Source organism: Bacteroides sp. 90-K9/2, from assembly GCF_047310725.1.
Taxonomy (GTDB): domain Bacteria; phylum Bacteroidota; class Bacteroidia; order Bacteroidales; family Bacteroidaceae; genus Bacteroides; species Bacteroides vicugnae.
This window is the reverse complement of sequence record NZ_JBCGVL010000006.1, coordinates 237,761-254,447: the sequence shown is the minus strand read 5'-3', so window position 1 is coordinate 254,447 and position 16,687 is coordinate 237,761. Positions and strand designations below refer to the sequence as shown.

At 43.9% G+C, this 16,687-nt stretch carries 9 protein-coding genes; all 9 read left to right on the top strand.

Features of this window, described 5'->3' with window-relative positions; all coding sequences use genetic code 11:
* The first annotated feature begins 23 nt into the window (after positions 1 to 23).
* The 9 genes from AAHJ11_RS15520 to AAHJ11_RS15480 all read left to right on the top strand — a co-directional run bounded on the left by AAHJ11_RS15520 (position 24) and on the right by AAHJ11_RS15480 (position 16,622).
* Positions 24 to 1,664, top strand: a complete 1,641-nt coding sequence (locus AAHJ11_RS15520) for a SusE domain-containing protein (RefSeq protein WP_148365620.1) — start codon at positions 24 to 26, stop codon at positions 1,662 to 1,664.
* A gap of 99 nt (positions 1,665 to 1,763) precedes the next feature.
* Positions 1,764 to 3,326 (top strand): DUF4832 domain-containing protein, encoded by a 1,563-nt coding sequence (locus AAHJ11_RS15515; protein ID WP_148365618.1) that lies wholly within the window; start codon positions 1,764 to 1,766, stop codon positions 3,324 to 3,326.
* Between the two features lie 11 nt (positions 3,327 to 3,337).
* Positions 3,338 to 4,987, top strand: a complete 1,650-nt coding sequence (locus AAHJ11_RS15510; RefSeq protein WP_148365616.1) for a DUF4832 domain-containing protein — start codon at positions 3,338 to 3,340, stop codon at positions 4,985 to 4,987.
* Positions 4,988 to 5,210: 223 nt separating this feature from the next.
* Positions 5,211 to 7,418 carry a glycoside hydrolase family 3 N-terminal domain-containing protein gene (locus tag AAHJ11_RS15505; RefSeq protein ID WP_148365614.1) on the top strand — a complete coding sequence of 736 codons (2,208 nt, stop codon included), beginning with the start codon at positions 5,211 to 5,213 and terminating at the stop codon, positions 7,416 to 7,418.
* 79 nt (positions 7,419 to 7,497) lie between these two features.
* On the top strand, positions 7,498 to 9,951 hold the full coding sequence (locus AAHJ11_RS15500) for a beta-glucosidase (protein WP_148365612.1): 2,454 nt from the start codon (positions 7,498 to 7,500) through the stop codon (positions 9,949 to 9,951).
* A gap of 29 nt (positions 9,952 to 9,980) precedes the next feature.
* Complete coding sequence (locus AAHJ11_RS15495; protein WP_148365610.1) at positions 9,981 to 11,093, top strand: glycoside hydrolase family 105 protein; 1,113 nt, start codon at positions 9,981 to 9,983, stop codon at positions 11,091 to 11,093.
* 53 nt (positions 11,094 to 11,146) lie between these two features.
* Positions 11,147 to 13,015, top strand: a complete 1,869-nt coding sequence (locus AAHJ11_RS15490) for an FAD-dependent oxidoreductase (protein WP_148365608.1) — start codon at positions 11,147 to 11,149, stop codon at positions 13,013 to 13,015.
* 7 nt (positions 13,016 to 13,022) lie between these two features.
* Positions 13,023 to 15,089 carry an alpha-galactosidase gene (locus AAHJ11_RS15485; protein ID WP_148365606.1) on the top strand — a complete coding sequence of 689 codons (2,067 nt, stop codon included), beginning with the start codon at positions 13,023 to 13,025 and terminating at the stop codon, positions 15,087 to 15,089.
* 234 nt (positions 15,090 to 15,323) lie between these two features.
* Positions 15,324 to 16,622 (top strand): acetylxylan esterase, encoded by a 1,299-nt coding sequence (locus AAHJ11_RS15480; protein WP_148365604.1) that lies wholly within the window; start codon positions 15,324 to 15,326, stop codon positions 16,620 to 16,622.
* Positions 16,623 to 16,687: the final 65 nt, after the last annotated feature.

The window sequence follows — 16,687 nt, the reverse complement described above, 5'->3', positions numbered from 1 at the left end:
ATATTAATATATTGAATATAGATATGAAAAACGGATATATATTTAAGAAGAACCTTTTACGGTTCTTCTTCCTGACACTTGCTTCGTGTTTCATAGTAGCATGCAATGATGATGACGATGCTACTAATTCGCTCGACAATCGTACAAGTTTAGTTCTTACTCCTTCTGATTATGAAATAGAACTCAAGGAAGATACCCCGGATGAGGTTGCATTGACGTTAAACTGGACGGAAGCTGACCCAATAGGCTCTGACTATTATATTTCCTATCTTTATAAAATGGATCTGGAAAATAACAGTTTTGGAACAAACACAATGATAAGGGAGTATATTGATGATGATTTTTCTAAAAGTTATACTCATAAAGAATTGCAGAGTTTATTGGTGTCAAAGTGGAAGCAGCAGCCTGGTGATTTAGTAAAGTTACAAGCCCGTATTATCGGTTCTGTAGAAGGGCCTAAGTTTGTAAAACCGGAAGTTTCTACAGTTACTATAAAAGTAAAGATGTATTCTGAAAAGACTTTTGTAGCAGACCATCTTTATATGTCAGGCACAGCTGTTGATGGTGAAGATATTGAAATCTTGCCAATGGAAAGTCAGCCGAAGCGTTATGTTTCCATTTGTGACTTGAAGGCAGGTAATCTTCACTTCCCGATTGTTTGGAAAGATGAAAATAAGATTAATGCCATCTCACCAGTTGCTGCAGAACAACAGATAACTGATGGAGCAATGGAAGCTAAAATTAAGGGGATAGATAATGCTGGATATTGGGTGATTCCTGAAGATGGGCAGTATCGTGTAGTGGTAGATTTTGAAACACGTACCGTTACTATAGGTTTGGCTAGTAATTTTATAGAAGCTGATAAAATCTATATTGCCGGAACTTGTGTTAGCGCAGATGTAGAGATGACTCGCACGATAGAAGATGAAAATCAATATGCGTTCCATGCAGAACTGCAACCAGGTACTATTTATTTCCCGATCTTGTTTAATGGACAGAAAGATATGGCTATTGCTCCGGAAGAATCAGGCGATTTTACAGATGGTACAGCAATGAATATCTCGACAATGAGTCCGGAAACAGCTGCGCTTGGTTATCATTGGAATATTAAGATTGCGGGTGTCTATCGTATTGTGATTAACATAAATACTAAAAAGGTTACGATTTACTCCCCCGAAACAGATCCTAAACCAATGGTTGTTTCGTGGACATGGAACAATAATACGGTGACTACCACTATTGAAAGAGTCTTTATTTGGGGACCATACGATGGATGGGCTAAAGATGGCACTGGTGATACAGGATTCACTATGGCTCATTCTATGACACCTAGTTTGGCAAATCCTTATTTGTTTATATACAAAGGAGCGGAGTTACCCAGAAAGAATTCCATTAAAGATAAAGATGGAAATGCACATCCGGGTGGATTGAACTTTAAAGTCGGACCGCAAAGTGCAGGTTGCTATACCTTTGGCTCAACAGCAGATGCCATCAGAGGATCTTATGACGGTTGCCTTGATATTGCAGAGAGTGACTACAATCAAAAACAGACTGTAGTCGGTGGACAAGCTAACAACCGCTATGCTTTCTTTAGTGTACCTGTAGGAGTTAATTACATAGAATTAGATATTAAAGAACTGACAGTATTCTTTGATAAGAGATAATCAAGCAGGATAATATTAAGAGTGCTATATCAATCTCGTGATTTTTATATGAATAAAGAGAACAATGATATAGCACTCTTTAAAAAAACAATTAGTAGTATGGTTGTAAGAAAGATTAGTTATTATAGAGTAATTGTGTCTCTTTGTCTGTTTATGTTTCTTTTATCTCCTGTTTTCGGAGACGAGAATTCAGCCGTTTCATTTGATAAGGAACTATCAGAGAATAACATAGTTACGATTCAGCCTGATTCTTTGCGTATTCTTCATAACCCGCTTACAGGATGGGTGCTCTATGCAAGTATGGGAGTGGATGCTGCGGATTTTTGGGCACAGTATGACCATATGTATATTCCTGAACTGGGACACAATGTTAGTGTGACAGATTATGCTCATACGCTTTATATTCGCGCTAGTTGGACAGATTTTAATCCACAGGAAGATGTATATGGTTGGAAAATTGATTCTAATTTGAGAGCATATATTGAAGGAGCTTATCAGCGGAATATGCGTTTGGCATTTCGTGTTGTAGTTGACAGTCGTGATAAGAGAACAGAATTTACTCCTCAATTTGTAAAAGATGCCGGTGCAAAAGGATTTATGAATAAAAGTAAATGGTCACCTTATTCTGACGATCCTGTTTTTCAGAAGTACTATACTAAATTTGTGAAGGCTCTGGCTAAAGATTTCAACGATCCTTCGAAAGTTGAATTTATAGATGGATTCGGACTTGGGAAATGGGGAGAATATCATACAATGATTTATTCAACAGGTGATGATACTCCAAAGAAAGCTGTTTTCGATTGGGTGACAGATATATATTCTCAAGCTTTTGATAAAGTTCCGGTAGTAATTAACTACCATAGATGGATTGGTGCGGGAAAAGATTGGGTAGATGATGAACATTTTGCTGCTGACAGTGAAGAAATGCTGGAAGAAGCAATCAAGAAAGGATATTCATTACGTCATGATGCATTTGGTATGACAACCTATTATGGCAGTTGGGAACGTAGGTTTGCAGAAAAATATCGTAATATATGCCCTATTATTATGGAAGGTGGCTGGATTGTCAAATCACATAATTATTGGCAGGATCCTAGAGGATATCGCAAGGATTCACACGAGGACGTAAGACGCGGTGAGTTTGATGACAGCAAAGAGGCACATGTCAATATGATGGATTTTCGTTTTGGTGATACAGAGTCCTGGTTTAAAGATGCTTTTGATTTAGTACGCCGATTCCTTCGGGAAGGGGGGTATAGGCTCTATCCCAGTGAAATCTCTTTGCCGTTAGAAGTCTCTAAAAAAACAACGCCGACTATTAAACATTGCTGGAACAATCTGGGATGGGGGTACTGTCCTACTAATATTCCGCAATGGAATCAAAAATATAAAGTAGCTTTCGCTTTGCTTGATTCTGAAACGAATGAGGTGCGATATACATTTGTGGATACGGATACAGATTTATCCAAGTGGATAAAAGGAAGTCCCGCTGAATATGTATTTGAGCCGGATATGTCCAAAGCTGAAACAGGTACTTATGTTTGGGCTGTGGGCTTGGTTGACCGGAGTAATAAAGATCTCGTAGGGCTGGATATTGCCGCCAAAGGGGATATATTGGATTCGGGCTGGTTAAAATTGTCGAAAGTAAGCATAAATAAATAAGAGCTATAGGTATGAAGATTAATTTTCAAAATATGTGCAGTTTGAGAAAAATAAGTTGCGGGCTTATTTTTTCTATGGCTATATCATTAGTCGCTTGTGGCAGTGATAATGATAAAGAAGGAGGTGATAATGGTGATGATGGTTTGGTAGAAGATACTTCTATTCCTGGGAACAGCATTGTCACGGTAAAGCAGAATCGAAATATCATTTTGCATAATCCTCTTTCCGGATGGGTATTATATGCGGGTATTGGTGATGGTTTATCTTCCACATTCTGGCAGGATTATGATAATTTCCCGTCATCGGAAGGCACTGTAAAGGTCTCTGATTATGCAAATACCTTATACCTTCGTGGTGCCTGGGCTGATTTTAATCCTGAAGAAGGAAAATACGCATGGAATTCTGATTGTGATACCCCTTCGGCTAAGCGACTGAAGATGTTGATAGAGGGAGCTAAGCAAAGAAATATGAAATTGGCCTTTACTTTTGTGGTGGATAGCCGTGATAAGCACTATAATTTTACTCCGAATTTTGTAAAAGAGGCTGGCGCGAAAGGATATGAAACACAAACAGGTTCAGTAAAAGTATGGTCTCCCTATCCGGATGATCCTATTTTCCAGAAATATTATGAGAAATTTATCAGGGCTTTGGCTAAGGATTTTAATGATCCCGACAAAGTACAGTTTGTAAGTGGTTCAGGATTTGGAAAATGGGGAGAGTATCATAGTGTATGGTACTATCAGGTGCGTGAGTTGGGAAAACCGGAGCTGCCGACTCGTGAGGCTGTTTTCGATTGGGTGACAGATTTATATTCTCAAGTATTTGATAAAGTTCCTGTGTTTGTAAATTATCATCGTTGGATAGGTACAAGCAAGGAATGGGACGGCAATAATTATGATAAGGATACTGAAAGATTAATAGGAAAAGCAGTAGCTAAAGGATATTCATTACGTCACGATGCGTTTGGTATGAAAACTTACTATTCTACTTGGGAACGCAATTTTATAGCCAAGTGGAAGTATCTCGTTCCTGTAGTAATGGAAGGTGGCTGGGTGAAAAATTCTCATGGAAACTCGATTCAGGGAGATGGATATGCCAATTATGCAGAAGTACGTCAGGGTGAGTTTGATGAGGCTAAAACAGCCTGCGTCAATATGATGGATTTACGCTATAATTCAGACTTTCGCAATGGAGAAACTTATTCATGGTTTAATGAAGCTTTCCAATTAGTTAAACAATTCTGTACAGAAGGAAGCTATCGTTTATTTCCGGACAGAATTTCTTTGCCTACAACTATCTCTAATGGTAAACAGATTGAAATAGCGCACCGTTGGAATAATTTTGGTTGGGGATATTGTCCGACGAATATTCCCCAGTGGAAGAATAAATATAAAGTGGCTTTTGCTTTATTGGACACCAAGAATGATAAACCGAAGTATGTATTTGTTGATGGAGAACCGGAAGCTTGTGATTGGGTGAAAGGTACGGCTAAATCATATACGTTTACAACCCGGGTTGAAGGCGTGGAGGCAGGTAAATACATGTGGGCTGTTGGTATTGTTGATACGACAAAGCAGAATGAGATTGGAATTCACCTTGCTGTGAAGAACAATGTAACATCTGCCGGATGGTTGAAATTATTTGAAGTTACCGCTCGGTAAGTCATAGTCAATTGCTACGAGATACATTAATTGTTGGAAATGAATGTATTGGCAGGGCATAGTTCTCCGGCTCGTTGGGCATATATCTCCAATGAACTGATTGTAAGTGTCTGGTACTTAGCTAAATGATAAGAGCATGGAATGGCTGGAATAAGTATCTGCTTACGTATTGCTTGATATACATCTGAAAACTAGAAATAATAATTAACTGACGAAAACATTGATGAGAAAAAAAGTTTTGATTTTGGGATTGTGCCTATTGGGAGTCACACATTCTCTTTCGTCAAAAGATAAAAAGAGTATTCCTTTGTATAAGGATGCCAAAGCTCCAATTGAAAAACGTATTGATGATTTAATATCGCGTATGACATTGGAAGAGAAGGTTTTACAACTAAACCAATATACATTGGGACGAAATAACAATGTGAATAATGTTGGCGAAGAAGTGAAAAAAGTACCGTCAGAGATTGGTTCTTTGATTTACTTTGATATAAATCCAGAGTTGCGTAATAGTATGCAGAAAAAAGCGATGGAAGAATCTCGTTTGGGCATTCCCATCATTTTTGGCTACGATGCTATTCATGGATTTCGCACCATATATCCTATTTCGTTGGGGCAAGCCTGTTCATGGAATCCGGGATTGGTAGAACAGGCATGTGCGGTATCTGCACAAGAAGCCCGCATGTCTGGGGTTGATTGGACTTTTTCTCCCATGATCGACGTGGCACGTGATCCTCGATGGGGACGTGTAGCCGAAGGATATGGTGAAGATCCTTATACAAATGGAGTGTTTGCCGCTGCTTCGGTGCGTGGGTATCAGGGAGATGATATGGCAGCAGAGAACCGTATGGCTGCTTGTCTGAAACACTATGTAGGTTATGGTGCTTCGGAGGCTGGGCGAGATTATGTTTATACCGAAATTTCAGCTCAAACTCTTTGGGATACTTATCTACTGCCCTATGAGATGGGAGTGAAAGCTGGTGCGGCCACTTTGATGAGTTCTTTCAATGACATCAGTGGAGTACCTGGGTCAGCTAATCCTTATATCATGACCGAGATATTAAAGAAACGCTGGAAACATGACGGGTTCATTGTGTCTGACTGGGGGGCTGTGGAACAGTTAAAGAATCAGGGATTAGCCGCTACAAAGAAAGATGCTGCTCGGTATGCTTTTAATGCGGGGCTTGAAATGGATATGATGTCTCATGCCTACGATCGTCATCTGAAAGAGCTTGTAGAGGAAGGTAAGGTAACAATGGCACAAGTTGACGAATCAGTCCGTCGAGTATTGCGTGTAAAATTCCGTCTGGGTTTGTTCGAACGTCCTTATACTCCGGTTACTAATGAGAAGGATCGTTTTTTCCGTCCGCAAAGTATGGCTGTGGCCGCTCAACTGGCAGCAGAATCAATGGTGTTGTTGAAAAATGACAATCAGATATTACCACTTACAAACAAAAAAAAGATTGCCGTAGTAGGTCCAATGGCAAAAAATGGTTGGGACTTATTGGGTTCCTGGTGCGGACATGGAAAAGATACGGATGTGGAAATGCTCTATGATGGGTTGACTGCCGAGTTTGGAGGAGACGCCGAATTACGTTATGCAATGGGATGCAAACCGCAGGGCAATGACCGTTCAGGTTTTGCTGGCGCATTGGACGTTGCTCGTTGGTCTGATGTAGTCATTGTTTGTTTGGGTGAGATGCTTACCTGGAGTGGTGAGAATGCTTCCCGTTCTACGATTGCTTTGCCACAGATTCAGGAAGAATTGGTGAAAGAACTAAAGGAGGCTGGTAAACCTATTATATTGGTGCTTTCTAATGGACGTCCCTTGGAGTTAAATCGCATGGAACCTCTTTGTGATGCTATATTGGAGATATGGCAACCGGGTATAAATGGTGCGCGTTCAATGGCAGGAATTTTATCCGGGCGTATCAACCCTTCCGGTAAACTAGCCATGACGTTCCCTTATTCCACAGGACAAATTCCTATTTATTATAATCGCCGCAAGAGCGGACGCGGACATCAGGGATTTTATAAAGATATAACAAGCGATCCGTTATATCCGTTCGGGCATGGATTAAGTTATACCGAATTTAAGTATGGCACTGTTACCCCTTCTGCTACTAAGGTGAAGCGCGGCGATAAACTGTCGGCAGAAGTGACTGTCACCAACACCGGTTCCCGCGACGGAGCAGAGACTGTTCATTGGTTTATTTCCGATCCTTATTGCTCTATCACCCGTCCGGTGAAAGAACTGAAACACTTTGAGAAACAACTTATCAAAGCCGGAGAAACGAAGACTTTCCGTTTTGACATCGACCTGGAACGTGATTTCGGTTTTGTCAATGAGGATGGTAAACGCTTCCTTGAAGCCGGTGAATATCATATTCTGGTACAAGGACAGACCGTTAAAATAGAACTGATAGACTAAAAATGTAAAGAACAAAAGTGTGTGAAGAGCTGATAGCTAAGTTGGTTTTTTACACATGTTATATTAACACAGAATCACCATGAAAAAGAAAATAGGAGGCATAGGTTTATGTATGCTTGCATGGAGCATATTAACCTGTGCACAAACAATCACTCCCCAAGCCGAACAACGTGCGAAGGACATTGTATCAAAAATGACTTTGCAAGAGAAAATAGAGTATATCTCCGGATATACCAGTTTTTCTCTGCGTGCCATTCCCCGTTTGGGAATACCTGAAATCAAGTTGGCTGACGGGCCGCAGGGAATTCGTAATCATGTTCCCAAGAGCACTTTATATCCTTCCGGAATACTTTCCGCTTCTACTTGGAACCGGGAATTACTTTATAAGTTAGGGCAAGGCTTGGGACAGGATGCCAAGGCAAGAGGAGTTAGTATCCTGCTTGGTCCGGGCGTGAATATCTATCGTGCTCCGTTGTGCGGCCGTAACTTTGAATACTTCGGTGAAGACCCTTACTTGACAGGTGAAACGGCGAAACAATATATCCTGGGAGTACAATCGGAAGGAGTCATTGCTACAATCAAACACTTTGCTGCCAACAACCAGGAATGGAGCCGCCACCATGCCAGCTCTGACATAGACGAGCGTACTTTGCAGGAAATCTATTTCCCGGCTTTCCGGAAAGCAGTACAGGAAGCCAATGTCGGCGCCGTAATGAACAGCTACAATCTGTTGAACGGTGTCCATGCCACCGAACATAAATGGTTGAATATTGATGTCTTGCGCAATCTTTGGGGCTTCAAAGGTATTCTGATGTCTGACTGGACTTCTGTATATTCCGCCGTAGGCGCTGCTAACGCCGGACTTGACCTCGAAATGCCGAAAGGACGTTTTATGAATTTGGAGAATCTGTTGCCTGCTATCAAAGCCGGCACAGTGACAGAAGAAACCATCAACCTGAAAGTACAACACATCCTGCAAACTCTGATTGCTTATGGTATGCTGGATAAGGAACAGAAAGACAGCAACATCGCAGAGGATAATCCTTTCTCCCGCCAGACAGCTTTAGAGCTGGCGCGCGAGGGTGTAGTCCTGTTGAAGAATGAAGGAAACTTGCTCCCGCTGAAAGGAAAGACAGCCGTAATGGGACCTAATGCAAGTTTGATTCCTACCGGTGGCGGCAGTGGGTTTGTCACTCCTTTTTCTACCGTCTCAGTGGCTCAAGGCTTGAAGGAATTGAAGAAAAGGAATCTGTTACTATTGACGGATGATGTGATTTATGAAGATATTGTCCATGAGTTTTATACTGATGCTAATCGTCAGATGAAAGGCTTCAAAGCTGAATACTTTAAAAACAAGACTCTTTCGGGCCAGCCTGAAGTAATACGCACGGAATCCTCTGTTGATTATGACTGGGGATATGGAGCACCTTTGGACGGCTTTCCGACAGATGGATTCTCTGTCCGTTGGACAGCCTGCTACATGCCACAAACTGACGGTCAGTTGAAACTTCATATCGGTGGTGATGACGGTTATCGTCTGTTTGTGAATGACAAGCATATTACAGGAGATTGGGGAAATCATTCATACTCTAGCCGTGAAGTTGAACTGCCGGTTGAGGGTGGTAAGGAGTACCGTTTCCGGATTGAATTCTTTGATAATATTTCTTCGGCCATCATTCGTTTTAATGCTTATAGCCTTAATGAGGCGAAACTTCGTCAAGGATTGGCAAAGGTGGATAATGTTGTGTTCTGCACAGGTTTCAATAGTAATACCGAAGGCGAAGGCTTTGACCGTCCGTTTGCCTTGCTCCGCTATCAGGAATTGTTTATCAAGAAGATTGCGTCCATGCATCCCAATGTTGTGGTTGTACTGAACGCTGGTGGCGGTGTGGATTTCACCAACTGGTATGATGCTGCAAAAGCGATTCTTATGGCCTGGTATCCGGGACAGGAAGGCGGCCAGGCGATAGCTGAAATCCTGACCGGTAAGATTTCTCCAAGTGGAAAGCTACCGATTTCTATCGAGCGGAAATGGGAAGATAATCCGGTGCACGGCAGTTATTACGAGAACTTAAAGGCGGAGATTAAGCGTGTAGACTATTCCGAAGGTGTCTTTGTCGGTTATCGTGGATACGACCGTTCGGGAAAAGAACCTTTCTATCCGTTTGGCTACGGTTTGTCTTATACTACTTTCGCTTATAGTAATATGGCTGCGGAGCAAACGGGTGAGCATCAGGTTACCGTTAGCTTTGATATAGAGAATACAGGTAAGATGGATGCTTCGGAGGTGGCACAGGTGTATGTGCATGATGTACAATCTTCTGTTTCCCGTCCGTTGAAAGAACTGAAAGGATATGAAAAGGTATTCTTGAAGAAAGGGGAGAAGAAGCGGGTTTCTGTTGTGCTGGATGAGGATGCATTCTCTTTTTATGATATGAATCAACACCGCTTTGTAGTGGAAAAAGGAGACTTTGAGATCTTAGTCGGTCCTGCTTCCAGTCAATTGCCTTTAAAGGCTATGGTTGAACTGTAATGACCGAATGATAAACAAATAAATATATAATGAAAAAAACACTTTTATTGGGAGCGTCTCTGTTATGTTCCGTTTTTATAATGGCAACAGAGATTCCTTTTCAAAAAGCAGAAATAAAGTCTATCATGCGAAAGGTGGCGGATTGGCAGATTGCCAATCCACACCCCGCTCCTGAACATGACGACTTGAACTGGCCGCAAGGTGCTCTTTATGTCGGCATGGTGGATTGGGCGGAATTAACTGAAAAAGAAGACGGTGATGATACATATTATAAGTGGCTGACTCGTATCGGGCGGCGGAATTGTTGGCAGCCGGACAAACGGTTTTATCATGCTGATGACATCGCTGTTTCACAGTCCTTTTTGGATTTATACCGCAAGTACAAAGACGAAGCAATGATTATCCCTACGCTCGCCCGTACGGAATGGATTGTCAATCATCCGTCTGAAGGCAGTTTCAAGCTGGTGGAGGGAGACTTAAAGACCTTGGAACGTTGGACTTGGTGTGACGCTCTCTTTATGGCTCCCCCTGTATATGCCAAACTGTATATGCTGACCGGAGAGAAAAAATATATCAAATTTATGAATCGTGAGTATAAAGCGACTTATGGTTACTTGTTCGATAAAGAAGAAAACTTGTTTTACCGTGACTGGCGTTATTTTGATAAGCGCGAAGCCAATGGTAAGAAAGTCTTTTGGGGACGTGGCAACGGTTGGGTGCTTGGTGGTCTGGTTGAAATATTAAAGGAACTCCCCAAGAAAGACAAGAACCGCAAATTCTATGCGGAATTGTTTGTAAAACTGGCCACACGTGTTGCCGGATTACAGCATCCGGACGGTTTCTGGCATGCCAGTCTTTTGGATCCTGCCTCTTATCCATCGCCGGAAACGAGTTGCACTACTTTCATTGTCTATTCCATTGCTTATGGAATAAACGAAGGTTTATTGGATAAGGAAACCTATCTTCCAGTGTTGGTAAAAGGCTGGAATGCATTAGTCTCGGCTGTGGAACCGAATGGGAAACTGGGTTATGTGCAGCAAATCGGTGCCGACCCGAAGAAAGTGACTCGTGACATGACGGAAGTTTATGGAGTTGGTGCTTTTTTGATGGCAGGCAATGAAATTTATAAAATGGCGAGATAATCTGTTCCCTCTGTGAAGATAGTAAACAATAATCATAAAAACGCTGTACTGTGATGAAAAAATTCTTACTGATATGCATAGCCGTAGCCTGTAGCCTTGTGGCTGTAGCCGAAGAACTGCTCATCGAAGCAGAAAGCTTCAACCAGCGAGGCGGCTGGGTGCTCGACCAGCAGTTCATGGATCAAATGGGTTCACCCTATCTCATGGCACATGGCATGGGCATCCCTGTGGCGGATGCTACGGCAGAAATCAACATTCCCCAGGCGGGCACTTACTACGTATATGCCCGTACTTACAACTGGACTTCGCCTTGGACCAATGCCGAGGGTCCCGGAAAGTTCCGCCTGGCTTTAGGCGGCAAGTTACTGAAAATGACGTTAGGACATACTGGTAATTCCTGGCAATGGCAATTTGCCGGAAAGACAGTATTGAAAGCAGGGACTACCACCCTTGCCCTGAAAGACCTCACTGGTTTCGATGGTCGTTGCGATGCCATTTACCTTACGACCGATGCGAACACGCAGCCTGCTACCTGGGATGCGGCAGAGACAGCCGCACTTCGTACCCGCTTGCGACAACAACAGACGGTACCCGCTCATCAATACGACTTTGTGGTAGTAGGAGGGGGAATAGCCGGAATGTGTGCTGCCGCATCTGCTGCCCGATTAGGCTGTAAGGTAGCACTAGTGAACGACCGTCCTGTATTGGGCGGCAATAACTCGTCAGAGATTCGTGTACATCTCGGCGGTATCATCGAAATGGGGCCTAATCAGGGATTGGGTCGTATGATACGTGAGTTTGGCCATGAGCGTTCCGGCAATGCCCAACCGGGCGACTACTATGAAGACCAGAAGAAGGAAGACTTTATAGAGGCCGAAAAGAACATTACCCTTTATGCTTCTCAACGTGCGGTAGCCGTGAAGATGCAAGGAGACCGCATTTCGTCAGTCACTATCCAGCACATCGAGACAGGCGAACAAACCGAACTTACCGCTCCTCTCTTTAGCGACTGCACAGGTGATGCTACCATAGGCTATTTAGCCGGTGCCGATTGGGCTATGGGGCGTGAAGGTCGCGATGAATATGGCGAGAGCCTTGCTCCCGAGCAACCCGACTCATTGGTGATGGGCGCCTCTATACAATGGTATAGTAAGGATATGAAGAAGAAAACCTCATTCCCTCATTTTGAATATGGCGTACGTTTTGACGCTGAAAACTGTGAGTCTGTAACTATGGGCGAGTGGAAATGGGAAACGGGTATGAACCGCAATCAAGTCAGCGAAGCTGAACGTGTACGCGACTATGGACTTTTGGTGATATATTCCAACTGGAGCTATCTGAAGAATCACTATAAAGACCATAAGAAGTATGCCAACCGTTCCCTCGACTGGGTGGCGTATGTTTCAGGCAAACGCGAATCGCGCCGTCTCTTGGGCGACTACGTACTGTCACAGGACGATATTGATAAGAATGTGGCGCACGAGGATGCTTCGTTTACCACAACTTGGAGCATCGACCTTCACTTCCCCGACAGCGTGAACAGTGTCCGCTTTCCCGGCAATGAATTCAAGTCGGCTACGGTGCATCGTTGGATTCATCCTTATGCCGTTCCCTATCGCTGCCTCTATTCTCGCAATGTGGACAACCTCTTTATGGCAGGTCGCAATATGAGCTGCACCCATGTAGCTTTGGGTACGGTACGTGTGATGCGTACTACCGGCATGATGGGTGAAGTAGTAGGTATGGCAGCCGGACTCTGCCACAAGCATAGTGTAGAGCCGCGCGACATCTATCATCATCACCTGCCGGAACTGAAGCAACTTATGCAAGCGGGTCTGGGCAAACGCGATGTGCCCGATAACCAACGCTTCAACGAACCCAACAAATTGTTGGAAGTTCCGGGAGCTTACATCAAACCGTAGACAAACTATGAGCAAAAAAAATATTATCACGATATTTCTATCGGCAATATGGACATTGCCGCTTTGGGGAGGACAACAGTATTACGCTTTTCTGAAAGGTGACACGCTACGTATGGGCAATAACTATATGGAACGCGCCATGCTGTGGAATAACGGTGCGCCTGTTACCATCAGCCTTACTGACAAACAACACGGAAAAAACATTCCGGCACAGGGCAAACAACCCGATTTCTCGATTGTGAAAGGTATCCCTACGGATGCTACACTTACCGTGAACGAGATACCGACGAACGGCATCCACGCCAGTTATCTACAGGCTACCGTGGCTTGCACTATCGGTTCGCTGAATATAGAGCGTCGCTATCGCATTTACGCAGACTGTCCCGCCATTGCTTGCGACACCTATCTGAAAGGGCAAGTGGAACTTTATCAGAATAAGGAGGATAACCGTTCTAACGCCGACCGCAAAAATATAGAGCACACGACCGATATGGCTACGGGGGTGAAAACTCCCACGCTCGACAGGCTGCAACTATCCGGCAATCATTGGAGTGCCCGCACAATAGAGTTTTTCGACTACACCGATTGGAACGACAATCTGGTGACCGGGCGTACCTGGCTTCCTTATCGTCGCAATACGTATCGTGGTAATTTGCTTTTTGCTCATGACGTCACTACGTGTCAAGGCTTCTTTTTCTTGAAAGAGGCTCCTAGCAGCAGTACCCAATTACATTATCCGGGTTCTGACTTCGTGGCGGACTTTAGCGATTTTATGGTAGTGGGGCTGGGCATTGCGTCTCATGATGTAAAGCCGGATAGCTGGACCCGCGTTTATGGATGCGTTACCGGCATCTATACCGGCGGCGAGCAAGAAGCGCTTACTGCCTTGCGCCTTTATCAGAAACAACTGCGTCATCATACCGCCGCACAGGATGAGATGATTATGCTCAATACCTGGGGCGACCGTAGTCAGGATGCCAAAATAGATGAGGCTTTCTGTTTGGCAGAACTAGACCGTGCCGCACGCATGGGCATCACCCTCTTTCAACTGGACGATGGCTGGCAGAGCGGAAAAAGCCCTAACTCAAAGACCGCCGGAGGTAGTTTTAAGGATATCTGGAAAAGTGGCGATTACTGGACGCCCAACCCCATAAAGTTCCCTCATGGGCTGAAACCTATTGTAGAGAAAGGCAAGAAATTGGGTATTCGCATCGGATTATGGTTCAATCCCAGTATACAGAATGATTTTGCCGATTGGCAAAAAGATGCGCAAGCCATTATCGGACTTTATAAGAAGTACGGCATCTGCTGTTTTAAGATAGACGGTCTGCAGATACCTACCAAGATAGCCGAACAGAATCTACGCCGACTGTTTGATACCGTGTTGGAGCAAACCAACTATGAAGTGATTTTCAACCTCGATGCCACTGCCGGTCGTCGCGGCGGGTATCACTATATGAACGAGTATGGTAATATCTTCCTGGAAAACCGCTATACCGATTGGGGCAACTATTACCCTTATCGCACCTTGCGCAACCTCTGGATGCTGTCTCGCTATGTACCGGCGGAGAAGATGCAGATAGAGTTCCTTAATAAATGGCGTAATGCCGACAAGTATGACGCTGCCGACCCTTTTGCCCCCGCCCGTTACAGTTTCGATTACCTCTTTGCCATCACCTTGGCGGCACAGCCGTTGGCTTGGATGGAGGCTTCGAACCTGCCCGAAGAGGCTTATATTACGGCATCTCTGCTCAAGAAATACCAACCCTTGCAACTCCGGTTTCATCAAGGCGTCATACTGCCCATTGGTGAAGAACCTTCGGGACGTTCGTGGACAGGATTCCAATCGACCGTCTCCGGCACGCAAGGCTATCTTGTGGTTTACCGCGAAGATAATGAGCAAGCTAGGGGGACTATTGATACTTGGCTTCCTGAGGGTAAGAAAGTTACTTTTACCCCTGTAATGGGAAGTGGCAAAAAGTTTGCCGCAAAAGTCGGCGCACAGGGTAGAGTAAGTTTCGAGCTAAATGACAAGAACTCTTTCGCACTCTATCAATACGAAGTAAAACCATAAAAAGGCGGCTATCTGCATTTTACGCTAATGACGAATGATGTGTTAACTTCTGATTAGCAGAGTATTATGATGTGTGGAGAGGAGTATTAATATCTCTGCTGTTGGATGTTAATAGTTGAGTTGTTAGGTATTAATAGTTGGGCGGATAGGTATTAATAGTTGAGACAATGGGTATTAATAGCTGATAAATGGAATATTAATATAGCAATGACAAATGAAATAAAATAGGGAACTATGATAAAAAGTGTACGTTTTCTTCTTCTCCTGATAGCATTTGTCTCCATGCAGATAGTTGCATGGGGGCAGCCACAGGAAAGACTGGTTCAAGTGCAGGTCACTCCCGACCACACCAATTGGCTGTATAAACCGGGAGAAAAAGTGAAATTCAAAGTGGCGGTATTGAAATGCAATATCCCGCAGGATAATCTGGAAGTGCGCTATGAGATTTCGGAAGACATGATGAAACCTCATCAGACAGGCAAACAGCCTTTGAAGAATGAAAAGCTTGAAATTAACGCAGGGACTATGAAAAAAGAAGGGTTCCTGCGTTGCCGTGCTTTCGTCACTTGCCAAGGGCGTGAGTATGAAGGCGTGGCTACCGTCGGCTTTTCTCCTGAGAAATTGCAACCGACCACTCCGTTGCCTGCCGACTTTCTGGAATTTTGGAAAAGCACCAAAGAAGCCGCAGAAAAGTGGGCATTGGAACCGATAATGACTTTACTGCCAGAAAGGTGTACAGATAAGGTGAACGTATATCATGTCTCCTTCGCGAACAATGACTATGCGTCCCGTATGTACGGCATCCTTTGTGTTCCGAAGGCTTCCGGGAAATATCCGGCGATTCTGAAAGTGCCGGGTGCAGGTATCCGTGCCTATAACGGAGAAGCCGAACGTGCCGGAAAAGGTTTTATCATTCTGGAAATCGGTATCCACGGCATTCCGGTCAACCTGACGGGAGATGTGTATCACCGGCTTTATAACGGTGCTTTGAAGAATTACCACTCGTTCAATATGGACAATCGGGACAAGTACTATTACAAACGGGTTTATACAGGCTGTGTGAGAGCCATTGATTTCATTTACACACTTCCCGAATTCAATGGTAATCTGGCGACCTTTGGAGGAAGCCAGGGCGGTGCGCTTTCCATTGTAATTGCCGGACTGGATGACCGTGTCAAGGGATTGGTTTCTTTCTATCCAGCCTTGTGTGATATGGCGGGGTATGCTCACGGTCGTGCAGGCGGTTGGCCGCATATGTTGAAGGATGCGAAGAACCGGACACCGGAAAAGATGAAAACCATTCAGTATTTTGATGTGGTGAACTTTGCCCGACAGGTCAAAGTTCCGGGATTCTATACTTTTGGTTATAATGATATGGTTTGTCCGCCTACTACTACTTACTCCGCTTACAACGTGATTAATGCTCCGAAAGAGCTGTTTGTAGCTGAGACGACCGCTCATTATGCCTATGCCGAACAGTGGAGCGCAGCCTGGAACTGGGTAATGAATTTCCTGAAAAATAAATCGAAATAGCACGGATTACACGGATTAACACTGTTGTTTTACCTATTCTATTCTAAAAACCGTGAAATCCGTAT

Coding starts and splice junctions, on each gene's coding strand:
- AAHJ11_RS15495 (WP_148365610.1), top strand. CDS start 9,981: ATGAAAAAAACACTTTTATTGGGAGCGTCTCTGTTATGTTCCGTTTTT.
- AAHJ11_RS15490 (WP_148365608.1), top strand. CDS start 11,147: ATGAAAAAATTCTTACTGATATGCATAGCCGTAGCCTGTAGCCTTGTG.
- AAHJ11_RS15520 (WP_148365620.1), top strand. CDS start 24: ATGAAAAACGGATATATATTTAAGAAGAACCTTTTACGGTTCTTCTTC.
- AAHJ11_RS15510 (WP_148365616.1), top strand. CDS start 3,338: ATGAAGATTAATTTTCAAAATATGTGCAGTTTGAGAAAAATAAGTTGC.
- AAHJ11_RS15505 (WP_148365614.1), top strand. CDS start 5,211: ATGAGAAAAAAAGTTTTGATTTTGGGATTGTGCCTATTGGGAGTCACA.
- AAHJ11_RS15485 (WP_148365606.1), top strand. CDS start 13,023: ATGAGCAAAAAAAATATTATCACGATATTTCTATCGGCAATATGGACA.
- AAHJ11_RS15500 (WP_148365612.1), top strand. CDS start 7,498: ATGAAAAAGAAAATAGGAGGCATAGGTTTATGTATGCTTGCATGGAGC.
- AAHJ11_RS15480 (WP_148365604.1), top strand. CDS start 15,324: ATGATAAAAAGTGTACGTTTTCTTCTTCTCCTGATAGCATTTGTCTCC.
- AAHJ11_RS15515 (WP_148365618.1), top strand. CDS start 1,764: ATGGTTGTAAGAAAGATTAGTTATTATAGAGTAATTGTGTCTCTTTGT.